This is a genomic window from Flavobacterium sp. CG_9.10 (assembly GCF_015752245.1).
In the GTDB taxonomy this organism is placed as follows: domain Bacteria; phylum Bacteroidota; class Bacteroidia; order Flavobacteriales; family Flavobacteriaceae; genus Flavobacterium.
Genome location: NZ_JADOVD010000002.1, coordinates 66,956 through 89,745, shown reverse-complemented (window position 1 = coordinate 89,745; position 22,790 = coordinate 66,956). Strand labels below are relative to the sequence as shown.

Sequence of the window (22,790 nt, the reverse complement as noted above, 5' to 3'; positions counted from 1 at the left end):
CATAAATGAAAGAAAAATACTTTTACCAAAATAGTTTAGAATATATTTATTCAACGGTTTCCTTGATAATTATTTTTTGCTTGTTAAGCTTAATTGAAATATTCAAAAATTTTAATTTTCAATCATTTGCCTATAAATTACTGAATGATTTTTTTACTGGATTATTAATCGGATTATTATTTTTTCCGCTGTATTTATTATTAAAATACATTAAAAATCCTTTAGGAATAATCGTTATTAAAATACTTTTCTGTATTATTTTAATCATTCAACTGGCATTAATAGGATATAGTCTTACCACACATATCAACCTTGGCGCTGATCTTTTAGGCTATTCCTTGCGCGATATGTACACTACTATTACCGCATCTTTATCACTATCATTTCTGACTTTTTTACCTTTTATCGTACTTCCTATTCTTTTTCTGGGATTGATACGATTGTTCCATTTATTTGGACATAAAATCAATACCAAAATTTTACTTTTATGCTTATTGATTTTTGGAAGTTTAAATTTTTTGATTGCCAGCAGTCACAAACCTGCTTCACAGAATAAATTAAATTTCTTATTGAGCGACATTATAAGATCTGAAAATGATAAAACGGTAGCTTCTGAAAGCAACTTCTCGTTTAAGAACGAATTTCCTTTGGAAAAAGCATCAGAAAATAACAAAGATGTTTTGGCTCCATTTTTCAATATCCATAAAGAGAATCCAAATGTAGTATTTATTATTATGGAAGGTCTTGGACGTGACTTTACTGACGATGGTGAATATAAAGGCTTTACTCCCTACCTTGATTCATTAACTTCAAAATCTCTTTATTGGGAAAATTTTGTTTGTAATGCCGGACGTACATTTGGAGCCCTACCGTCTTTAATGGGCTCGTTACCTTTTGGAGAGAATGGATTTATGGAATTGAACCCATTACCCAAACACAATTCACTAATAAGTATTCTAAAATCAAATGGTTATGCTACCACTTATTATTGTGGCGACGAATCTACTTTTGACAAGAAAAGTAATTTTCTGGAATATAATGGTGTCGATAAAATCATAGACATCAATAAATTTGGTCCTGGATATGTTAAGACAAAGGAAAATTCAGGTGGCTTTTCATGGGGGTATCCCGATGCAGAAATATACCGCAAAACTTTAGCGGTATTAAAAGATAATAAGCAACCTCGATTGGATATCATAATGACTCTTACCAATCACGAACCATTTGATTTCCCTTCAAAAAAAATGTACTTAGAAAAAGTGGAAGGGATTTTAAAAACAAAATCGTATCTTGAAAAAAATAAGATGAGTGAGTTCAAAGACATCTTTGCCTGTCTACTTTACACTGATAATTCTCTTAAAAGTTTCATGGAGACCTATTCTAAAAGATCTGATTATGCGAATACAATTTTTGTAATTACGGGAGATCATCGATTAATTCCAATTCCCCAAAAAGACAATTTATCCCGTTTTCACGTACCCCTTTACATTTACAGTCCCATGTTGAAGAAAACGGCAAAATTCAAATCCATTTCTTCTCACATAGATGTAACGCCAAGCTTAGTTTCCTTTTTAATGAATAACTATAAATTCAAAAAAATCGAAAAAACTACTTGGATTGGTCAAGGCTTGGACACCGTCAGGGAATTTAGAAACATTCACAACATTCCGTTGATGAGATACAAAGGCGGCATTAATGACTATATTTATAAAGATTACTTCTATTCGGACGGAAGCCTTTTTAAAATTGATGAAAAATTCAATATTAGTGAAACAAGCAATGACATGATGGAAACTGTGACTGGTGCCTTTAATGATTTTAAACAATTAAATGCATATTTAACCACAAAGAATAAAATCACCAATGTTGCTTCAAGCTTTAAGAAACCTGTTTATAAATTCACAACTGAGCAACTTTCGACAATCAAGAAATTAGCAAAAGGATTGGATCGCGATCAAATTTTCTTGTTGGCAAGAGATTTAGCTTTCAAAAAAGAACGAGAGAAAGCACGATTATTATGCAATTATGTTTTAAATGACTTGCCTAATTACGGAGACGTACGAACTCTGAAAGGAAGAACATTAGCATGGGATGGTGATTATAAAAATGCAGAAATAGAATTATTGGAAGTAATAAACCGAACCCCTTTTTATGGTGACTCTTACTTAGCCATAATGGATGTATATTGGTGGTCAAACCAAAATAACAAAGCCATCTCGATTGGTAAAAAAGCGTTAGCCAATCAAATAAATGATCCGGAATTAGGATACAAATTGGCACAAGCATACAAGCGAGTAAATAATATCAAGGATGCAAATAAAACCATTGATAGCCTTTTAAAAATTCACTCTGAAAATAACAATTACTTAACTTTTAAAAAATCCTTGAAAAAATGATTTCAAAAATAGTTATTAAACTAACTTTTATATTAGCCATTTCTTGTGTTTTTCAAATGCAAGGGCAACAAAAAACTTATAATGGAAATCCCGATACTTCTTTTGAAACAGCTCGGAATTTAGCCTTCAACCAGCAACGTAAAGAGGCTCAAGACACGTTGTTAAATATCTTGACCAAATATCCGAATTATCACGAAATCCGGTCATTTTTGGCGACAACATATTCTTGGGATGGTGAATATAAAAAAGCAAGGAAAGAGTTTGCTTATGTTTTAGAGAAAGATACTAAAAATAAAAGTACTTGGATTGCTGCAATAAAAAATGAATTGTGGGGAGATTTCCCATATCTTGCCTTGGAAAAGACTGAAAATGCATTGAAAATTTTCCCTGAGGATGGCGAACTTTTGTACTTGAAAGCAAGTGCTCAAGAAAAAACAAACAACTCATTAGACGCTTTAAACACTATACAACTGGCATTGGATAAAAATCCAGAAGATCAAAAAGCCAAAGATTACAAAATCAGCTTAAATAAAATACTCAGCAAAAATGCTATAGGAATTAATTCAACCGTTGATTTGTACTCGGATGTATTCGATCCAATGCAGTATCATACTTTTAAATATGGCCGACAAACAAAATACGGAAGTATAATAGCGAAAGTAAATTTCAATAGAAGATTTAATGAAAATGGGTTGCAATATGAAGTCGATCTGTACCCGAAAATTTTAAAAGGACTCTATGCCTATGTAAATATAGGTTTGTCAAATTCTTTTCTATTTCCAGATGTTAGATTTGGTGCAGAATTGTACAAATCTTTACCAAAAAGTTTTGAAGTTTCCTTAGGATTCCGAACTTTACAATATAGTACTACCACTACTATATATACTGGATCTGTGGGTTGGTATTATGGAAATAGCTATTGGTCATTTCGGCCTTACATAACGCCTGGTGGTGCTGGAACCAGCAGCTCTGGAACCATGGAATACCGAAAATACCGCAGTGATGCCGACAATTATCTAGGCATAGCATTAGGAATTGGATTTTCGCCTGAAAACAATCAGTTTAATTTTAATGGAAATGAAGCCTCAATCATAAATTTAAAGTCGCAAAAAATTAATTTGGGATATTATTTTTCTAGCTCAAATAAACGTAATGCCTGGGGAACCCAATTTGCTGTTGCACACCAAGAAATAATATTTGATCCAGGCAACTACTTTTGGATTTATTCCCTTAATTTATCTTGGGAACTTAAATTTAAGTAGAAAAAATGATTTAGTAAATCTTAAATCGAAAAGCGAATTACTATTGCAAATACCTTATTGTCAATAGTTTAAAATCTTATTCTGTGAATACTTTCAAAAAGACTATCTTTGCACAAAATTTACGTTTTATGACCACTTTCGAACAATTCAATCTTCCTAAATCCGTACAAAAAGCAATAGACGATTTAGGATTTACTACTCCTACTCCTATTCAGGAAAAAACTTTTTCTGTGATAATGTCAGGAAGAGATATGATGGGTATTGCTCAAACTGGTACCGGTAAAACATTTGCATACTTATTACCCTTATTAAAATTATATAAATTTACTCCAGGACATACTCCCAAAATAGTAATTCTGGTTCCTACTCGTGAGCTTGTAGTACAGGTAGTGGAAGAAGTAGAAAAATTGACTAAATACATGTCGGTTCGAACGATTGGGATTTTCGGTGGCGTAAACATCAATACTCAAAAGACAGCTGTCTATAAAGGTTGCGATATTCTAGTGGGTACTCCAGGAAGAATCATGGATTTAACGCTGGATAATGTTATTCGTTTCGAAGAAATGCAAAAATTGGTGATTGATGAGTTTGACGAAATGCTTAATTTAGGTTTCCGTACCCAATTGACATCTATTTTGGCCATGATGCCTAAAAAACGTCAAAACATTCTTTTTTCGGCAACTATGACTGATGAAGTAGATGCTATTTTGAATGACTATTTTGATTATCCGGAAGAGGTTACGCTTTCTGCCTCAGGAACACCATTGGAGAACATTAAGCAAACTGCGTATCAGGTTCCCAATTTCAATACCAAAATAAACCTTCTAAAACATTTGTTACAAAACAACGAAGACATGAGTCGTGTTTTGGTATTTGTGAATAATAAGAAGATTTCTGATATGGTTCACGAACGAATCGAGGAAGATTTTGAAGATCAGTTTGGAGTAATTCACTCTAATAAATCTCAAAATTATCGTTTGAGCACCATGGCTTCCTTTCAAGAAGGAAATTTACGTGGTTTGATTACCACAGATATTATGGCAAGAGGTTTGGATATTTCCAATATTACCCATGTTGTCAACTTTGAAATGCCTGAATTACCTGAATTGTACATGCACAGAATAGGTAGAACGGGTCGTGCAGATGCTAAAGGTACGGCAATTAGTATGATCGCTCCTCGTGAAGAAGAATCCAAAGTAGAAATAGAAGTACTGATGAATATGGAATTGGCAATCGAACCTTTTCCAGAAACAGTTGAAATATCATCAAAATTAATCGAACCTGAAAAAGACAGACAGCCGATTAAATTTATGATGAAAAAACAGAAACTTGACGGAGACGGTGCTTTTCAAGAGAAAAGTAAAAAGAACAAGAAAGTCAATTTAGGCGGTCCCGGTGTAACTAAGAAAAAAACACACGGATCTGTCAACAGAAATATGTTAAAAACCAGAGACAAAAAGAGAAAAGACAAGAACAAATAAGACTGTCGAAAGTCCAAAAGTCGAAAGGCTTAAAATAACAAAAAGGCTAGAAATGAAAATCATTTTTAGCCTTTTTTATTTTCATTTACTTTTTATAGCACTCTAATTCTTAGTAAAAACCAAACAAACCGGAGAACACAAAGCGATTCTTTTTCCAGTATCTGTGATGGCTCCCGTAGTTTTATTTCGCTTAAAAATCACAATATCATTTGTATATTGATGCGCCACCAAAAGAAAATTCCCCGATGCATCAATCGCAAAATTTCTAGGTCCTTTCCCCAAAGTGCTTGTTTGTCCCCTTGATTCTAATTTTCCGTTTTTTAGGATTTTAAAAATCGAAATAGTATTTGCCGTTCCGCGATTGGAGGCATACAAAAATTTTCCGTCCGGTGAAATATGAATATCCGCAGAGCTAGTGTCTCCTTTAAAACCTTTAGCTAAAATAGTGGTTTCTTCAATTTTTTTCAGAATTCCGTTTGAATAACTAAAAACCGTTAATGAGCCATCTAATTCTTGCAATAAATAAACATATTTTCCATCTTTACTGAAGGTCAAATGTCTTGGTCCGCTTCCTGCTTTTACGGAAACACTATCTTTAATTTTAAGGATTTCATTAGATGAATTTGGATTGTATTGATACGAATACACTTTATCATTCCCTAAATCATTGGATAAAACAAACTTTTTATCTGGAGAAAAATGAACCATATGCACGTGCGGACCTTCTTGTCTTTTGGTGTTTGTACCTTTGCCAAAATGTTGCACTACTTGCTTGGCTTCACTAATACTTCCGTCTGGATTTTTCCTGAAAATGGATATATTTCCGCCTGAATAATTAGCAACAATTACATTTTTATCGTCATTAATTATATAACATGGATCCGCTCCTTTTGAACTTTGTTTATTTATAAGGTTTAATTTCCCGTTTGAAGAATTATATCCAAAAGAACTGACAGTACTTTCGGCACCATTTTCGTTTACTGAATAGATAAAATTATTGTTCTTTGATACCGTCAAATAACTTGGATTTATGACATTTTCAGTAGCATTTTTGAAATTAAAACTTCCTGTATTCGAATCAAAATCATAAACATATATCCCTTTGCTTTCACATTTATTGGTATAGGTTCCAATAATCAAATTTTGTTTGTTTTTTTGGGCTTGCCCTACCGCTGTTATTGAAATTATAAGGAAAATGGAAAATATTTTTTTCATCATTAGATATTTTTATTCGAAAGTTAAAAATACATAATAAATTTAGAATGAATGTCTTTAGTTTGTTCCTATAAAATTTTATAACATCTTCTCTCAAAATTGTCAACAAATTCGTATTTTTGAATAATACGATTCAATGAAGTGCATTGAAAAAAGAACCAAGTGAAGTAAACTCATCGTCAGAATGTATTTCAAACATCCCGAAATTTTATACTTTCTATTGTTATTGATTGTTCCAATTTTGGTTCATTTATTTCAATTACGCCGTTTCAAAAAAGAATATTTTACTAATGTAAAATTCTTAAAAGAGCTTTCCATTCAGACCCGAAAAAGTTCAAAAATCAAAAAATGGTTGCTTCTCACCTGCCGTTCATTATTATTGACATGTATCGTTGTTGCCTTTGCACAACCTACTTTTAAAGCAAAAGACAGTCAAAATAAGACCAATGAAATGTATATTATCTTGGACAATTCTTTTAGTATGCAAGCCAAAGGAAAAAAGGGGGAATTGTTAAAACGTGCTGTACAGGAATTATTGGAGGAAACTCCCGAAAATCTAAATTTTTCATTGCTTACCAATTCTGAAAATTATTGGAACACAGATATAAAATCGATTCGGAATACCTTGCAAAACCTTAAATACAGTGCAATGCCGTTCCAATTAGACAATTTAATGGCAAAAATCAAAGCTCATAAATCGGCTTTCAAAAAAGATATAGTGATCATTACCGATGCGGTGGGATTAGACAACAAACAGCTTAAAAACATTGATAAAAACGACACTCTAGAATTTATAATTCCAAAAGCAGAGCAAAAAAATAATGTTTCCATTGATAGTGTATTTATCAAGGGAGCATCGGATGATTTTTACGAAATCAGCATCGAATTAAAGGCTTATGGCGAAGATTTTAATGCTATTCCAATTGCATTATACAATCAAAACAAACTCATTGCTAAGACAACAATAAACTTTGAAACGAAGAAAAAAAGTATCCTTTTTACAATACCCAAACAAACTTTTCACGGTTTTGTTTCTATTGTGGACAATGGTTTAGCGTATGACAATACCTTCTATTTTAGTATTTCGAAAACTAAAAAAATCAACGTTGTCAGTATTGGAGAAGCCGAAAAAAGTAGTTTTCTATCCCGAATTTATACTAGCAATGAATTTGTTTATAGTAATTCCACTATTAGTTCACTCGATTACAATAGCCTGCAAAATCAAGATGCCATTGTTTTGAACGAATTGGACGAAATTCCTCAAGCGTTGCAAACCACCTTAAAATCATTCGTAGAAAAGGGAGGCAATCTTATTGTGATTCCGTCTGCTGCATCAACAAGTGTAAATATGAATGCTTTTTTGATGAATTTTGGCAACTTAAAATTCAATTCTTTAGAAAATAAAGAAAAACTGATTACAAAAATCAATTTTAATCATCCCTTATTCAGCTCCGTTTTTATGAATAAGGTTAACAATTTTCAATATCCAAAAACAAAAAATTCATTCATACTATCCAGCTCAAGTCCTGCTGCTTTATCCTATGAAGATCAAAGTGTTTTCTTGGCATCAATACAAAATGCTGTTTCGGCAGTTTATGTTTTTTCGGCACCTATCAATACTGTAAATTCAAATTTCCAGCAATCACCTCTAATTGTTCCTACATTCTATAAAATGGCTATAAATAATCAGAACAATAACGTAAATGCTTTGACAATAGGTAATAACAATCCGCATCTTACTGACGCGACTTTAAATAAGGATGATATTCTAACGGTAAAAAACTCAGATGAACAATTTATTCCTATTCAAAAAATCCTCAATAATAAAGTGCAACTAACTTTCAACGACTATCCGGAAGAAGCTGGAAATTTCGAAATTTACAACAAAAAAGAAGGACTGGAAAACATCAGTTTCAATTACAATAGAACCGAAAGTGATTTGGCCCAAGCCAATGAAAATATCCTTTCTGACTACAAAATAATTGATTCTACTTCAACATTTTTTGACACATTACAAACTAACAAAACCGATAATCAAAATTGGAAATGGTTTGTTATCTTTGCACTGTTATTTCTACTGACCGAAATGGCGATTATAAGATTCGTGAAATAAATAGCGAAGTTCAAAATAATTAAAAAATACTTATGAAAATAATCATCAGAGGCGCCAAAATTATTGATTCAAAAAGTCCTTTTCATAACAAGACTTTAGATATTTTAATTGTTGATGGTTTTATAAAAAAAATTGGAGCATCTCTTCCAAATTCAGAAAATGCAGAAGAAATAAAACTTGATAATTTACATGTCTCACAAGGTTGGTTTGACAGTAGCGTTTCGTTAGGAGAACCAGGTTACGAAGACAGAGAAACTATTGAAAACGGACTTAACACAGCTTCAAAAAGTGGTTTTACTGCCATTGCATTACAACCCAACTCCTTCCCTATTATTGACAATCAATCACAAGTTAATTTTGTATTGAACAAAGCTCATGAATTTGCTACCCAGCTTTTCCCTATAGGTGCTTTGACCAAAGAGAGCCAAGGAAACGACATGGCCGAATTGTATGATATGAAGAAGGCTGGCGCCGTAGCTTTTGGTGATTATAATAAAAGTTTGGACAATGCTAATTTACTCAAAATTGCTTTACAATACGTGCAGGATTTTGATGGATTAGTCATTGCATTTGCACAAGATGACAAAATAAAAGGAAACGGAGTAGCAAATGAAGGTATTGTTTCTACCCGATTAGGCCTAAAAGGAATCCCCAATCTTGCAGAAGAACTACAAATTGCACGAAATTTATTTCTACTGGAATATACTGGAGGAAAATTACATATTCCAACCATTTCAACTGCAAAATCAGTCCAATTAATCAAAGACGCTAAAGACAAAGGATTGAATGTAACTTGTAGCGTTGCGGTGCATCATTTGGTTTTAACCGATGCAACATTAGAAGAATTTGACACCAGATATAAAGTTTCGCCACCATTGAGAACTGAAACAGATAGAAAGGCATTATTAAAAGGAATAAAAGACGGGACGATTGATATGATTACATCGGATCATAATCCAATAGATATTGAGCATAAAAAAATGGAATTCGATACAGCAAAAAACGGAACGATAGGAATGGAAAGTGCTTTTGGCGCTTTGATGACCGTTTTACCATTAGAAACTATAATTGAAAAATTGACTGCAGGAAAATCTACTTTTGGTATCGAAAGTGATCCCATCGCTGAAGGAGTAAAAGCGAATATTACCTTATTCAATCCTGAAGGAAAAAGTATTTTCACCAAATCTAACATCTTTTCAAAATCGAAAAATTCCGCTTTTCTTGGATTAGAAATCAAAGGAAAAGTCTACGGAATAGTGAATCAGAAAAAAATAATTTTAGCATAAAAAAATGAACAACACAATCGAGGCAGGAAAAACCGCAGCAATAACAAGTTATATTTTGGGTATTGGTGTTTTCATAGCAATGTCCATGAATGCGGATGACAAAAATGCTTTTGCTTCCTTTCATATTCGTCAAGGATTAGGCATTACACTTACATTTATATCATTAGGATTGATTATCAGTAACTTTGATAGTTTACTGATTTCGGCACCTATGTGGATTTGCGTTTCTGTTTTATGGTCGTACGGAATTTTTACCGCCATAAAAGGAGAAACAAAACCAATGCCATTAGTAGGAGCCTATTTTCAAAAATGGTTTTCAAACATATCATAAACACATGAATAATTTATCATTAGAATATCTCATTAGAGAACCCAAAATAAAATTAGACAAAAACCCACTTTTACTTTTATTGCATGGCTACGGCAGCAACGAGGAAGATCTATTTTCCTTTGCAACTGAACTTCCAGAAGAATATTATATTGTTTCAGCGAGAGCTCCATATAACATGCAATACGGTGCTTATGCATGGTATGCTATCAATTTTGATGCTGATGAAAATAAATTTTCAGATCATGAACAGGCAAAAATCTCAAGGGATTTAATAGCTCAATTTATTGATGAATTAATTCAAACTTATCCGATAGATTCTAAAAACGTTACTTTGGTTGGCTTCAGCCAAGGTTCGATTTTAAGTTATGCAATAGCCTTATCGCATCCTGATAAAGTACAAAGAGTAGTTGCGTTGAGCGGTTATGTAAGTGAACCTATTCTAGAAGAAAATTACTTGCGCAACGATCTTTCAAAACTAAAAATATTTCATTCACATGGAACGGCTGATCAGGTAATTCCAATTGATTGGGCTCGAAAAACAAAACCATTTTTGGAGAAATTAGGTATCAATGCTACTTATAAAGAATATCCTGTAGGTCATGGTGTAGCGCCACAAAATTTTTATGATTTTAAAAATTGGCTCCTTGAAAATTAGTATTCACAATTGTATTGCAGTTTTCGGTATTTTTGAACACTGAAAACTGCAACGGAATACTAGACATTACTTTTGATACAGTAACGATTGATTTACTTCAAAAGCAATACTTTCATCATCATTGACAAAGTATTTTAATAAAACTTCTCCCCAGATTTCTCCATCACTAAAATCCGCAATAATCCATCGGTGATTTAGAATTCTAACTTTATTGATAATAAATTTATTGGCTCCAATTTGATCTTGCCCAACATAAGGGTTTCCTTTTGGATTCGAATTAAAGTCTAACAATTTTTCCGTTACCACTGGAATTAATTTTTCGTACTGAATCGTTTTTTCAGCGCTTCCCGAATCAAAATAATTTTGAGCATTTTCGTTTTTTTCCAAAGAAAAATAGTTGGCATCAGCCAATTTATTGGTAACAGATTTCAAACTGTCTTTTAGCTTGGTCGTTACTCTGCTATATCGATCCTGTTCAAAAGTTACTTCCTTACTCAAAAACATATAAGTATAAACATTAAATAATAAAGCCAGAATAAGAGCATAAAGCATTAATGATTTTTTCATTTTAAAAATTATTAAATTGTGATTTCTAAATTATCGTAAGCCAAGAAAACGTTTTCCGGCAGTTTTTTTTGTACTTCTTCATGAAAACCAAGAATATGGCTAATATGAGTGAGATAGGTTTTTTCCGGTTGAACCAAAGTAATAAAATCTAAAGCTTCCTGCAAATTGAAATGTGTATTATGCGGCTCCTCGCGTAAGGCATTTACCACCAATACTTTTAGACCTTTTAATTTTTCAACCTCGCTTTTTTCAATCGTTTTTACATCAGTCAAATAAGCAAAATCATCAATCCTGTAGCCAAAAACCTGAAGATCGCCGTGCATTACATTAACAGGAATCGCATTTTTATCGCCGATCGAAAAAGGCTGATTGTTGACCACTTCAATTGTTTTTACAGAAGGTGCGCCTGGATATCTATTTTTGGTTTCAAAAATGTATCCAAAGCGACTTTTTAGATTGTCAATTACACGTTGATGGGCATAAATAGGTATCTCGCCTTGCTTAAAATTAAAAGGGCGAATATCATCTAAACCTGCAGTATGGTCCGCATGTTCATGAGTAAACAAGATTCCATCCACTTTTTGACAGTTTGATGTAAGCATTTGCTGTCTAAAATCTGGTCCGCAATCGATTACGAAAGAGTAATCCTCCCAAGATACCCAAACGGATACTCGAAGTCTTTTATCCTTAAAATCAGTACTTTTGCAAACCGAATGATTGCTCCCAATAACAGGTATTCCTTGCGATGTCCCTGTGCCTAAAAAATATATCTTCAACGGTATCATAATTTTTTACAAAAATAGGATTATTTCTCCTTCATTAAAAACCATTTTAACTAACTTTGTAACATATTAGCCATATTTAAAATAAAATGGGTACTGAAATAAAACTAAAGGGTGACAAAGTCATCGAACAAATTCCTTCTACAAAAGACAAGGCACTTCGTATAAACTTGAATGAAAACATCTACGGAACTTTCGCCGAAATTGGTGCAGGACAAGAAACTGTTAGACATTTTTTTAGAGCTGGAGGTTCTTCGGGTACAATTGCAAAAGCGATGTCAGCCTATGACAAAGATTTTAGTGATGCCGTATATGGTATAGAAAAAGACGGCCGTTATGTTACAGAAAGCCGACTTAAAAAAATGCTTACCTTCGAAGGTCAATTAATGGAAGACCGCTTAAGTAGAGAGAAACATCCCAATAAAATGTTTTTCAGTTACGCTAATACTGTCGCAACTATTGATTTTGCCAAACAATTTAAAGGACATGGATGGGTTGGTATTCGATATCAAATCGAACCTGACGAGGATTATAATGAAATTATAATTCACATTCGGTTTAAAGAAACAGACGTCCGTTTACAACAAGAAACGCTTGGTATTCTTGGCGTAAATTTGATTTATGGCGCCTATTACAAATACAACGATCCTAAACGCTTGTTGCGTTATTTATATGACCATTTAGATAAAGATCAACTGGAAATAGATACCATCAATTTCTCAGGACCTCGTTTTGCAGATGTAGATAATCGCTTGATGAGTTTACAACTGGTTAAAAATGGTATGACTGATGCAGTTATGTTTAATCCAGATGGAAAAAACATCCTTCCTGCTGCCATACTGTATAAAAAAAACATTCTTGCCTTTAGAGGGAGTTTCCGTCCAGTTACAAAAGTAAACATGGACATGTATGAGAAATCATTAAAAATGTTCCTAAACGAGAATAAAGTTGATGTTGACAATACACTTGTAGTTTTCGAAATTACCTTATCGAACTTGCGTTCAGATGGTGAAATTGACGAAAGAGATTTTATGGATCGTGCCGAATTGCTTTGTTCACTTGGACAGACGGTAATGATTTCTAATTTCCAAGAATATTATAAAGTGGTCGAATATTTTGCTAATTATACCAAAGCAAGAATGGGATTAGCCATGGGTGTAAATAACTTAGTGGATATTTTTGACGAGAAATACTACCGTCATTTAAGCGGTGGAATTCTTGAAGCTTTTGGAAAATTATTTTACCGAGATATGAAAGTTTTCTTATATCCAATGCTTGGTGAAAACGGTGAAATTATCACCTCAGACAATTTAAAAGTACATCCAAGAATGAAAGAATTATACAAATTCTTCAAATTCAATGGAAAGGTTGTTGATATTGTTGATTATGATCCTGAGATTTTGGAAGTATTCTCTCGTGAAGTATTAAACATGATAAATCATGGAAAACCAGGATGGGAAAATATGCTTCCTGCCGGAATTGCGGAAATCATCAAAGAACATCAACTTTTTGGTTATGATCCAAATAAAATCTTAAAAATAAGTAATTAGATTTTTTATAAAATCGAAAGAAAGAGTCAAGAGCAAGATGTAATTTCAACCTGCACTTGACTCTTTTTCTTTGTAGCTTACCCCAATATTTGAGCAGCATGCGCTTTAGTTTTCACATCAGAAATTACCTCATCAATAATTCCGTTTTCGTCTATTACAAAAGTGGTTCTATGAATTCCATCATATTCTTTTCCCATGAATTTTTTGGGGCCCCACACTCCAAAAGCTTGAATCACGGATTTATCTTCATCAGCCAATAACGGAAAAGGAAAATCATACTTTTCCTTGAATTTTGCTTGGGCTTTTGCCGCATCAGCACTTACGCCTAGAAGCTCGTAGTTATTGGCTTTGAAACGTTCAAAATTATCTCTAAGATCACAAGCCTCAGCGGTGCAACCCGGTGTGTTTGCTTTTGGATAAAAGAAAACCACTAATTTTTTTCCAGCATAATCGGATAATTGATGTGGCTTTCCGTCTTGATCAAGACTTGAAAAATTAGGTGCTTTATCTCCTTTTTTTAATGTTGTCATATTTTTAGAATATTAGATTGATTAAATAAATATTAATTCGCCAACTGATTTTTGTCCCATAATGTAGTTGAAACCAACCAGTTTTAATAGCTATTTTTTAATGTAATGACAAAGCGACCAATTGAAGCTCTTGTGATTTTAAAAAAAAACTTAAAAACGAGTCCATAAGTTTCGGGATTACAACGTAAAACAGGATTAGGCACATAATAGAAATTACACTATTTTTACACTTATAAAAATACAAAAATGAACAAACAGGAACGGGTAACATTTGTTATAAATACGTTAAAAGAATTATACCCAACTATTCCAATTCCTTTAGACCATAAAGATCCGTACACCTTGTTAATTGCCGTTTTGTTATCGGCACAATGCACAGATGTTCGCGTGAACCAAATCACTCCTTTGCTTTTTGCGAAAGCAGATAATCCGTATGATATGATAAAATTATCTGTGGAGGAAATTAAAGACATCATTAGGCCTTGTGGCTTGTCGCCAATGAAATCGAAAGGAATTCATGGTCTTTCTCATATTCTAATTGACAAACACGGAGGAAAAGTACCTAAAAGTTTTGAATTTTTGGAAGAACTGCCAGCAGTTGGTCATAAAACAGCTAGCGTCGTGATGTCACAAGCCTTTCATGTTCCTGCTTTTCCAGTCGATACGCACATTCACAGATTGATGTACCGGTGGAATTTAACGAACGGAAAAAATGTGGTTCAAACAGAAAAAGATGCTAAACGACTTTTTCCAGAGGCAATTTGGAATGATTTACACCTGCAAATAATTTGGTATGGAAGACAATATTCACCCGCTCGTGGCTGGGATTTAGATAAGGACATCATCACCAAAACAATTGGAAGAAAAAAAGTCTTAGACGAATTTTATACAAAACATCCTCTTGGTAAATAGAAAATCTCACTAATTAAAAAACTAGTGAGATTTTGTCAAACCATGTCAAAAATTAAGACCTGATTTACTGACTCCAAAAGCATCCAAAACACTAATAGGTCGTTTTAATTAGAAATAATCTCGAAACTTTTATCTTCAATTTTTATTATGCTTAACGCTTTTGAATAATTTAAGATAAAAGAAACGATTTCTTTATTGGGTTTCATTGTCTTTGTAACTAATGATTTTTTAGAGTAAATTTTTGCCATTTTATAAAATAATTTGTTTTTATATAATAACGTGGCAAGTTTCAATATATTGTTAATTAGTCAAAACAATTTGATGTTTATCGATAACTTTTCTCATATTCATCAATGCATATCGCATTCTGCCTAAAGCAGTATTTATACTTACACCCGTTACTTCAGAAATTTCTTTAAAACTCATATCCTGATACATTCGCATCACTAAAACTTCTTTTTGATCGACCGGGAGCTCTTCTATTAATCTCTTTATATCCATCTCGACTTGCTCTGTAATTAATTTATTTTCTATAGAAAGAGAATCATCTGACATAATTGAAAAAATAGAAAATTGCTCTGTTTCTCTGAACATTGGCATTTTTTTAGTTTTTCGATAATGATCAACAATAAGATTATGTGAAATGCGCATTACCCATGGTAAGAATTTCCCTTCTTCGTTGTACGAATTTGATTTTAAAGTTCTAATTACTTTAATAAAAGTATCTTGAAAAATATCATTCGAAATATCTCTATCAGAGATTTTGGAATATATAAAACCATAAATTTTTGATTCGTGTCTTTTGATTAATGTTGCTAAGGCATTTTCATTACCGGAAACATAATCCTGAACCAACAAAGCATCGGGAAGTTGTGTATTAGCCATAGTTATACTTTTTAGTTGTTAATTAAAATTGGAGAAATTTCTCTAAAAAGTAGTTTTCTATTATAGGCTAATAATGATTAGTGGTTATTATATTTTTCAAAAATATGACTTTTTTGTTGGAACACACAAGTAAAATTAAGAAAAATTAACATATCAAGATGAAAATTTGTTAATTTTTTTCATCTTTATTTCACATTAATAGTACAATTAGCATGCCGTTACATAATACGGTTGCTTTTTGTCAAGGAATTCTTAAAAAATAAAAAAAACTAAAATAAAGCTTGATTTTTAATGGATTAGCATCAAACCTTATTTTAGCTGCAATCATTTTATCCGTTATTACAGAATTATTGATAGACTCTGATATAATCTATAATGAAATCTTGAGGAAGAATGGCATCATCTACTTCAGGACCTCCAAAATTCCCTCCAATTGCCATATTAACAATGAAATAGAACGGCTGATTGTAAGGCCAAACCGCTTCTGTTTTATTTTCTGGTTGAAATGTGTATACTAATTGGTCATCTACATAGAACACAATTTTATCTTTTGTCCAATCTATCGCGTAAATATGAAATCCTTCCTCTATATTGTCAAATCTTGTTTTCTTAGTATTAATGGTGTTCCCATGGCTGTCTTGCGTATGCAAAGAGGTAAAAACCATGTTGGGTTCTTTTCCTACATATTCCAAAATATCGATTTCACCGCATTTAGGCCAGCCAACTTCACTAATATTTGACCCTAACATCCAAAAAGCAGGCCATACGCCTTGACCAACAGGCAGCTTTGCTCTTGCCTCAAAACGGCCGTATTGAAATTCTTTTTTGCCTTTTGTTGTGATGCGTGTCGAAGTGTATTTCTCCCCTACTTTTTTGCCAGTAATGACTAATTTGTTGTTAGCCACTTTATGATTTTGTTCTGTATACAATTGTCGTTCGTTATTTCCCCAACCACAATTTGGACAACCATCGCCAAGCTCAAAATTCCAACTTTTTTCATTTAATTTTTTGCCATCAAAATTTTCTTCCCAAACCAGTTTTCGTTTGTTATGTTGTGCAAAAGAAAAATTGACTACAAGTACTAGTATTAGTATTTTTTTCATTTTAGTTTAATTAGAATATTGAAAATCTCCTTCCAATTTTGTTACTGAACTTCCACCTATGAATACTTTAAAGTCTCCAGCTTCTGCTTCCCACTTTCTATTGGCAGTGAAAAACTCGATTGTTTTTTCATCGATTGAAAAAACCACTTTTTTTGTTTCGTTTGGTTGTAAAGTAATCATTTCAAATCCTTTCAACTCCTTTACCGGACGGGTAATGCTTCCTATCAAATCTCTAATATACAATTGAACGACTTCTTTTCCTGTTACTTTTCCTGTATTTTTTATAGTTACGGAAACTTCTATTTTGCCCTTTTTTGCAAACGATTTGGACGACAATTGCAAATTGGAATATTCAAATTTAGAATAACTAAGCCCGTGACCGAAAGGATATAAAGGGGTGTTTTTTTCGTCGATATAATGAGACCAAAACACACTTTCAGGCTCATTCATTATTGGTCTTCCGGTATTTTTATAATTGTAATAAATGGGAATTTGACCTACATTTCTTGGAAAAGTCATTGGTAATTTACCACTTGGATTATAATCTCCATACAAAACCTGTGCTATGGCGTTACCACTTTGTGTGCCTAAATGCCAAGCTTCAACAATTGCAGGGATATTTTCATCTGCCCAAGGAATTGCTAACGGACGACCGTTATTCAAAACTAAAACTATATTGGAATTGACTTTATAAATTGCTTCTAACAATTCTTGTTGAACACCCGGTAAACCGATATCGGATCTACTTCTTCCCTCTCCAGATTGTAAACCATGCTCTCCTAAAACCATAACTACGACATCGGCTTGTTTTGCAACCGCTATGGCTTCTGCAAATCCACTTTTGTCCGTCATATTAATTTTAGTTTCCCAAATGAATTGTGTTCTTCCTGCCGTTACATCAGCTCCTTTTGCATACGTTAGCTTATTTCCGGTATACTTTTGCAGTCCTTCCAACACTGAAATTGCCGTATTATCATCAGCAGCAATTCTCCAACTTCCCAACGGACTTGTTTTATCATTTGCCAAAGCACCAATTAATGCGATTTTTTGTCCTGATTTTTTTAGAGGCAATAATTCTTTTTCATTTTTCAAAAGCACAATCGATTTTTTGGCTACATCCAAAACTCCTTCTTGAAATTCTAATTTTCCTACAGTTGCTAATTCTCTATTTTCATCACAATATTTATAAGGATTATCAAACAAACCTAGTTCGAATTTCACTTTCAAAATACGTCTTGCCGCATCATCTACAACACTTTCTTTAACTTTACCTTCCTTTACTAGAGCGACTAAGTGATCCACGTAGGCACTGGATTCCATATCCATGTCTGAACCAGCATTAATCGCTATTTCAGCTGCCTGTTTACTGTCTTTAGCATAACCATGCGAAATCATTTCATTGATAGAACCCCAATCCGACACTACGAAACCATCAAATTTCCAATCTCCTTTTAAAACTTCTCTTTGTAAATAGCTATTTCCAGTTGCAGGAATGCCATTCAATTCATTGAAAGAGTTCATAAACGTTCGTACACCTGCATCAACAGCCGCCTTAAACGGGGGGAAAATGGTGTTTTGCAATTCTGTTTCACTAATATCAACCGTATTGTAATCTCTTCCAGCTTCTGCAAAACCATATCCAGCAAAATGTTTGGCGCAAGCCAAAATAGTATTGGTAGCTGCTAAGTCTTCGCCTTGAAAACCTTTTACACGAGCCACGGCAATTTTACTTCCTAAAAAAGCATCCTCACCAGCGCCTTCCATTACACGACCCCAGCGCGCATCTCTAGCTACATCAACCATAGGCGCAAAAGTCCAGTTTAAACCTACTGAAGAGGCTTCTTCTGCTGCGATTGCGGCTGACTTTTTTATAGCTTCCATATCCCAACTTGCAGCTTCAGCAAGTGGAATTGGACTTATGGTTTTGTAACCATGAATAACATCAAATCCAAAAATCAATGGAATCCCTAATCTAGTTTGTTCCACGGCTATTTTTTGCAATGCTTTTACGTCTTTTACCCCTTTTACATTCAGCATAGATCCTACTAATCCTTTTTTCAAGTCTTCGTATTTTTTTGCGGCCTGACCTTCTTTTGGGGTAGGACCTGTAATTTCCCAAAACCCATTATACTGATTGAGTTGCCCTACTTTTTCTTCCAAAGTCATCAGTCTAAGTACAGAATCCACTCTAGTTTCTAAAACATTTTCTTTGGAGAAAGAAACAGGCGATTTTAAAATTTTATTGCTGCAACCTGCAACTATTAGAGCTGCGATAGCAAATGATGCTAACAGGGATTTATTTCTCATCTTTATCCTTTTTGTTACAATTAAAAGAAAAGGCCGGTAAAAGAACCGACCTTCTTATATTCATTCCCTTATTTTCGGGTTTATTGGTAGATTCTAACGTAATCAATCTCCATGGAAGATTGCGTAAAAGCAGGATCAATAGTTCCTCCAAAAGTACCTCCCATTGCCACATTCAAAATCATGAAAAAGTCTTTATTGAATGGCAAGCTGCTATCATTTGCTACAGTATGAAACAACACATCATCTACGTATATTTTTACAGATGCTGGACTCCAAATGGTTTTATAAACATGAAATTCAGTAGAAGCATTAGTGATTGTTTTAGTACTTCCATTTCCGTTTCCGCCAGAATGGTTAGGGTAATGCAATGTTCCATAAATAACATTGGGCTCATTTCCTTTATGTTCCATAATATCTATTTCTCCGCAACCTGGCCATGTATTGGTTGCATAATCTGAACCTAACATCCAGATAGCTGGCCATGTTCCACCGCCTGATGGCAATTTGGCTCTTACTTCTACTTTACCATAAGTAAACTTGTATTTACCTTCTGATTTTAATCTAGCTGAAGTATATCCCGTTCCTGCTTTTTTCGCAGTAATTTTTAAATTTCCACCAGCAACAATCACATTATCAGAAGCGCTGGTAAAGGTTTGTGCTTCACCATTTCCCCAACCGCCAGCGCCTAGGTCATATCCCCATTTTGCAGGATCGGGTGCACCATCCACATTAAATTCATCAGAAAATTTTAAAACCGTGTAATCTGCTGCTGGAGTAACACTTGCTCCTGGAGGGGTTGTTGTAAAAATATGATACCAAGCCAAAAATGGATTGCCTGATTGAATCACTCGTACCACCATGCGATTATCGGTGATAGATAAAATCTCATAAGAACTAGCTCCTACAAAATAACCCATAAAACCACCGTCTGCGATATTTAATGTGGTTCCTCTAGTTTGAGTAGCACTATCCGGATTCTTTGTAACGAAAGAATCAGACTTGCTTAAAGTTACTGTTTTGGCACCACTAGTGTTTAAATCATAACAAGCATCATCACCTCCGCCTTTGAAAGCACCATTGTAATAGGTTTGTCCTTTGTTATCCAATTCAAATTTCATTTGAGTTCCAACTAAAGAAAAAGTCATGACACTTTTGTACAAACAAGTAGCTGATTTCTCATCAGCTTTAGCTGCGTAAAAATCTGGATAATAATTTTTTGTTCCAAAAGTAGGATCAGACCATGCAACGTTTGGACCTACTCCTAAATGACCAGTTTCCTTTTGTGCCCAATACCATTTTTTGCTCGATCCGCCAGTTAAGAACTGCACAGCCGCTTCATCTTTAAAATTACTAAAGACGGTCACTTCCATTGTAACATTTGTAACAATTCCTCCTGTTCCTGAAGCAATAACAGTCACAGTATAAGTATTTACCCCAGGAGTTGCAAATGTATTATCTAAAACTCCGCTCGGAGAATTCTTAGAAGTTCCATCACTAAAAATATATTTATATGAAATAGCATTTTCAGCTGTACTCGTAAATTTTACTTTTCCAGAACCATCACCGTTAGGAAACGCTGCTGATTTACCAATTATTTCAGCCTTTACTTGAAGACCTGTTGGAGCATTCAATGCTCCGAAAGCTAGATTATCTTCCTGACAATTGACCATCAAAAGAAGGGCAAAAACCGTCACTATATTTATTATTATTTTTCTCATTTTAAATATTTTTTAAATGCATTTATGACAAAAAAATCATACGAATCCGTACTAATTTTATAATCAATTGATTTTATATACTTTAATCGTTAATTATGAAAATAAACATTATCAATATAAACGGTGTTATTTCCAGAAGGTGCACCTACATAAATTAACTGTGCAATATGTGCTCGCGTGGTCAAACCGGTAAAAGTATTTAACGGAATATCTAGACTTATCCAAGTTCCTTTCGCAGGAGACGAAACTGTAATTTCATGTTCCTTGTCATCACCACCACCAAAAGTACCATTAGCTCCAAAATCGACTAATTTTATTTTGAATTCTGTAAAATCTGATGACCAAACGTCCGTGTGAAAATGTGTCATTGCAGTAGCATTTATAGGAGTTGTAGTTGCTTCTATACCTACAAAATCCAATGCACTGTATTTTTTGGTTGCATTTCCATTGATGCTCAAATCCGTCAATGTGGCATTTGACCAAGAAGTTCTCCAAGTATCAACCGCTACATTTGTATAAGCGTCACTAAACATAGAAATCACTTTAGACGCTGCTACAGTAGGAGTAGGGGCTGCTGTAATAGAGCCAACTTTATTGTAAAAGAATACGTTATCAACATAAACTGTTGTACTACCAAAAGGTGCACCTACAAAAATTAACTGTGCAATATGACTGCGTGTCGTCAATCCTGTGAAATCACTTAATGGAATATCTAAACTCACCCATTTTTCCTTTGCGGGATTAGAGATTGTAATTTCATGTTCTTTATCATCACCACCACCAAAAACACCATTAGCTCCAAAATCGACTAACTTAACCTTAAACTCTGTAAAGTCTGACGACCAAATATCAGTATGGAAGAATGTCATTGCAGATGCATTAATTGGTGTTGTAGTAGCTTCAATACCAACAAAACCCAATGAACTGTACTTTTTGGTTTTGTTACCACTAATATCAATATCTTCCAAAGTTGCTTGAGACCAAGAAGTTCTCCAAGTATCTACTGCAACATTTGTATAACTGTCGCTAAACATAGAAATCACATTTGCAGCCGGAATTGTAGGAACGGGTGCAGCAAATAAATTAGTAACAGTTACACTTTGAATTTTTTGTGTAGTGGCTGCCCCACCACTTAGTGCAACAACTCTCACTTGGTAGGTTCCCGCATTTTTATAAGTATGTGTAATTACTTCACCTTGCATAAAATCTACTGGAACTTCATTCGCTACATCGCCAAAATAGACTTGAAAGAAAGTTTCCAATTCCGCTTTAGCAGTAACACTGATTGATAGATTGCTACCAATAGTTATGGTTGGCTCAAAACCTGTTGGAGCCAAAAAAGAAACGGTCACCTCTTGAATTTTTTCGGTTCTTTTTCCATTAATAGTTACACCTACAATTTTTGCCTGAAATTTACCTTCTTTATATTTGTGCGTAACAGTACTACCCGGATTTACATAGGCTGGTGTTGAAGGTGCATCACCAAAATAAATTTCGAATTGAGTAACTCCTTCCCCTCTAGGCAAAAAAGTAACATTTCCTGAATTATCCTGAGTAATGGTCGTTAGAGCAGATATATTTGAAGGAGCGCTTACTCCATCCAAATTCACATCATTATTTTCGGCTGAACATCCTATTAAGATAGTTAGAACAAAAATACTTAGTATTAATTTTAACTTTTTCATATATAAATAATA

At 33.7% G+C, this 22,790-nt stretch carries 19 protein-coding genes; 9 read left to right on the top strand and 10 right to left on the bottom strand.

Features of this window, described 5'->3' with window-relative positions; translation table 11 throughout:
• Nucleotides 1–5: 5 nt before the first annotated feature.
• The 3 genes from IWX84_RS01990 to IWX84_RS01980 all read left to right on the top strand — a co-directional run bounded on the left by IWX84_RS01990 (nt 6) and on the right by IWX84_RS01980 (nt 5,139).
• Nucleotides 6–2,396 (top strand): LTA synthase family protein, encoded by a 2,391-nt coding sequence (locus IWX84_RS01990; protein WP_196849084.1) that lies wholly within the window; start codon nt 6–8, stop codon nt 2,394–2,396.
• Nucleotides 2,393–3,658: a YaiO family outer membrane beta-barrel protein gene (locus IWX84_RS01985; RefSeq protein ID WP_196849083.1), complete on the top strand. Its 1,266-nt coding sequence runs from the start codon at nt 2,393–2,395 to the stop codon at nt 3,656–3,658. The genes IWX84_RS01990 and IWX84_RS01985 overlap by 4 nt, the downstream gene beginning before the upstream one ends.
• Before the next feature lie 128 nt (nt 3,659–3,786).
• Nucleotides 3,787–5,139 (top strand): DEAD/DEAH box helicase, encoded by a 1,353-nt coding sequence (locus IWX84_RS01980; RefSeq protein ID WP_196849265.1) that lies wholly within the window; start codon nt 3,787–3,789, stop codon nt 5,137–5,139.
• A gap of 102 nt (nt 5,140–5,241) precedes the next feature.
• Here IWX84_RS01980 and IWX84_RS01975 read toward each other — a convergent pair whose 3' ends face one another.
• Entirely contained in the window at nt 5,242–6,354 is a 1,113-nt protein-coding gene (locus IWX84_RS01975) for a lactonase family protein (protein WP_196849082.1), read from the bottom strand.
• 184 nt (nt 6,355–6,538) lie between these two features.
• Between IWX84_RS01975 and IWX84_RS01970 the strand changes: the two genes are divergently transcribed.
• From IWX84_RS01970 to IWX84_RS01955, 4 genes are read left to right on the top strand one after another with little or no spacing between them, the layout of a single operon-like run.
• On the top strand, nt 6,539–8,467 hold the full coding sequence (locus IWX84_RS01970) for a vWA domain-containing protein (RefSeq protein WP_196849081.1): 1,929 nt from the start codon (nt 6,539–6,541) through the stop codon (nt 8,465–8,467).
• Nucleotides 8,468–8,499: 32 nt separating this feature from the next.
• On the top strand, nt 8,500–9,753 hold the full coding sequence (locus IWX84_RS01965; RefSeq protein ID WP_196849080.1) for a dihydroorotase: 1,254 nt from the start codon (nt 8,500–8,502) through the stop codon (nt 9,751–9,753).
• Between the two features lie 4 nt (nt 9,754–9,757).
• Nucleotides 9,758–10,084 (top strand): hypothetical protein, encoded by a 327-nt coding sequence (locus tag IWX84_RS01960; protein WP_196849079.1) that lies wholly within the window; start codon nt 9,758–9,760, stop codon nt 10,082–10,084.
• A gap of 4 nt (nt 10,085–10,088) precedes the next feature.
• Nucleotides 10,089–10,739, top strand: a complete 651-nt coding sequence (locus tag IWX84_RS01955) for an alpha/beta hydrolase (RefSeq protein ID WP_196849078.1) — start codon at nt 10,089–10,091, stop codon at nt 10,737–10,739.
• A gap of 66 nt (nt 10,740–10,805) precedes the next feature.
• Here the strand turns inward: IWX84_RS01955 and IWX84_RS01950 are convergent, their stop codons facing one another.
• On the bottom strand, nt 10,806–11,306 hold the full coding sequence (locus tag IWX84_RS01950) for a hypothetical protein (RefSeq protein ID WP_196849077.1): 501 nt from the start codon (nt 11,304–11,306) through the stop codon (nt 10,806–10,808).
• An 11-nt stretch (nt 11,307–11,317) separates the two neighbouring features.
• Nucleotides 11,318–12,082: an MBL fold metallo-hydrolase gene (locus tag IWX84_RS01945; RefSeq protein WP_196849076.1), complete on the bottom strand. Its 765-nt coding sequence runs from the start codon at nt 12,080–12,082 to the stop codon at nt 11,318–11,320.
• Nucleotides 12,083–12,177: 95 nt separating this feature from the next.
• Between IWX84_RS01945 and IWX84_RS01940 the strand changes: the two genes are divergently transcribed.
• Nucleotides 12,178–13,638: a TonB-dependent receptor gene (locus tag IWX84_RS01940; protein ID WP_196849075.1), complete on the top strand. Its 1,461-nt coding sequence runs from the start codon at nt 12,178–12,180 to the stop codon at nt 13,636–13,638.
• Between the two features lie 77 nt (nt 13,639–13,715).
• Here the strand turns inward: IWX84_RS01940 and bcp are convergent, their stop codons facing one another.
• Nucleotides 13,716–14,168 (bottom strand): thioredoxin-dependent thiol peroxidase, encoded by a 453-nt coding sequence (gene bcp, locus IWX84_RS01935; protein WP_196849074.1) that lies wholly within the window; start codon nt 14,166–14,168, stop codon nt 13,716–13,718.
• 246 nt (nt 14,169–14,414) lie between these two features.
• Here bcp and IWX84_RS01930 point away from each other — a divergent pair, with 246 nt between their 5' ends.
• Nucleotides 14,415–15,080 (top strand): endonuclease III domain-containing protein, encoded by a 666-nt coding sequence (locus IWX84_RS01930; protein ID WP_196849073.1) that lies wholly within the window; start codon nt 14,415–14,417, stop codon nt 15,078–15,080.
• A gap of 104 nt (nt 15,081–15,184) precedes the next feature.
• Here the strand turns inward: IWX84_RS01930 and IWX84_RS01925 are convergent, their stop codons facing one another.
• The 6 genes from IWX84_RS01925 to IWX84_RS01900 all read right to left on the bottom strand — a co-directional run bounded on the left by IWX84_RS01925 (nt 15,185) and on the right by IWX84_RS01900 (nt 22,778).
• Nucleotides 15,185–15,328: a hypothetical protein gene (locus tag IWX84_RS01925; RefSeq protein ID WP_196849072.1), complete on the bottom strand. Its 144-nt coding sequence runs from the start codon at nt 15,326–15,328 to the stop codon at nt 15,185–15,187.
• Nucleotides 15,329–15,380: 52 nt separating this feature from the next.
• Nucleotides 15,381–15,965, bottom strand: coding sequence for an RNA polymerase sigma factor (locus IWX84_RS01920; protein ID WP_196849071.1), 585 nt, complete (start codon nt 15,963–15,965; stop codon nt 15,381–15,383).
• Nucleotides 15,966–16,312: 347 nt separating this feature from the next.
• Entirely contained in the window at nt 16,313–17,068 is a 756-nt protein-coding gene (locus IWX84_RS01915; RefSeq protein WP_196849070.1) for a family 16 glycosylhydrolase, read from the bottom strand.
• A gap of 6 nt (nt 17,069–17,074) precedes the next feature.
• Nucleotides 17,075–19,375 carry a beta-glucosidase BglX gene (bglX, locus tag IWX84_RS01910; protein ID WP_196849069.1) on the bottom strand — a complete coding sequence of 767 codons (2,301 nt, stop codon included), beginning with the start codon at nt 19,373–19,375 and terminating at the stop codon, nt 17,075–17,077.
• 80 nt (nt 19,376–19,455) lie between these two features.
• Entirely contained in the window at nt 19,456–21,093 is a 1,638-nt protein-coding gene (locus IWX84_RS01905; RefSeq protein ID WP_196849068.1) for a family 16 glycosylhydrolase, read from the bottom strand.
• A gap of 89 nt (nt 21,094–21,182) precedes the next feature.
• Complete coding sequence (locus IWX84_RS01900; protein WP_196849067.1) at nt 21,183–22,778, bottom strand: hypothetical protein; 1,596 nt, start codon at nt 22,776–22,778, stop codon at nt 21,183–21,185.
• Nucleotides 22,779–22,790: the final 12 nt, after the last annotated feature.

Coding starts and splice junctions, on each gene's coding strand:
- IWX84_RS01990 (WP_196849084.1), top strand. CDS start 6: ATGAAAGAAAAATACTTTTACCAAAATAGTTTAGAATATATTTATTCA.
- IWX84_RS01985 (WP_196849083.1), top strand. CDS start 2,393: ATGATTTCAAAAATAGTTATTAAACTAACTTTTATATTAGCCATTTCT.
- IWX84_RS01980 (WP_196849265.1), top strand. CDS start 3,787: ATGACCACTTTCGAACAATTCAATCTTCCTAAATCCGTACAAAAAGCA.
- IWX84_RS01975 (WP_196849082.1), bottom strand. CDS start 6,354: ATGAAAAAAATATTTTCCATTTTCCTTATAATTTCAATAACAGCGGTA.
- IWX84_RS01970 (WP_196849081.1), top strand. CDS start 6,539: ATGTATTTCAAACATCCCGAAATTTTATACTTTCTATTGTTATTGATT.
- IWX84_RS01965 (WP_196849080.1), top strand. CDS start 8,500: ATGAAAATAATCATCAGAGGCGCCAAAATTATTGATTCAAAAAGTCCT.
- IWX84_RS01960 (WP_196849079.1), top strand. CDS start 9,758: ATGAACAACACAATCGAGGCAGGAAAAACCGCAGCAATAACAAGTTAT.
- IWX84_RS01955 (WP_196849078.1), top strand. CDS start 10,089: ATGAATAATTTATCATTAGAATATCTCATTAGAGAACCCAAAATAAAA.
- IWX84_RS01950 (WP_196849077.1), bottom strand. CDS start 11,306: ATGAAAAAATCATTAATGCTTTATGCTCTTATTCTGGCTTTATTATTT.
- IWX84_RS01940 (WP_196849075.1), top strand. CDS start 12,178: ATGGGTACTGAAATAAAACTAAAGGGTGACAAAGTCATCGAACAAATT.
- bcp (WP_196849074.1), bottom strand. CDS start 14,168: ATGACAACATTAAAAAAAGGAGATAAAGCACCTAATTTTTCAAGTCTT.
- IWX84_RS01930 (WP_196849073.1), top strand. CDS start 14,415: ATGAACAAACAGGAACGGGTAACATTTGTTATAAATACGTTAAAAGAA.
- IWX84_RS01925 (WP_196849072.1), bottom strand. CDS start 15,328: ATGGCAAAAATTTACTCTAAAAAATCATTAGTTACAAAGACAATGAAA.
- IWX84_RS01920 (WP_196849071.1), bottom strand. CDS start 15,965: ATGGCTAATACACAACTTCCCGATGCTTTGTTGGTTCAGGATTATGTT.
- IWX84_RS01915 (WP_196849070.1), bottom strand. CDS start 17,068: ATGAAAAAAATACTAATACTAGTACTTGTAGTCAATTTTTCTTTTGCA.
- bglX (WP_196849069.1), bottom strand. CDS start 19,375: ATGAGAAATAAATCCCTGTTAGCATCATTTGCTATCGCAGCTCTAATA.
- IWX84_RS01905 (WP_196849068.1), bottom strand. CDS start 21,093: ATGAGAAAAATAATAATAAATATAGTGACGGTTTTTGCCCTTCTTTTG.
- IWX84_RS01900 (WP_196849067.1), bottom strand. CDS start 22,778: ATGAAAAAGTTAAAATTAATACTAAGTATTTTTGTTCTAACTATCTTA.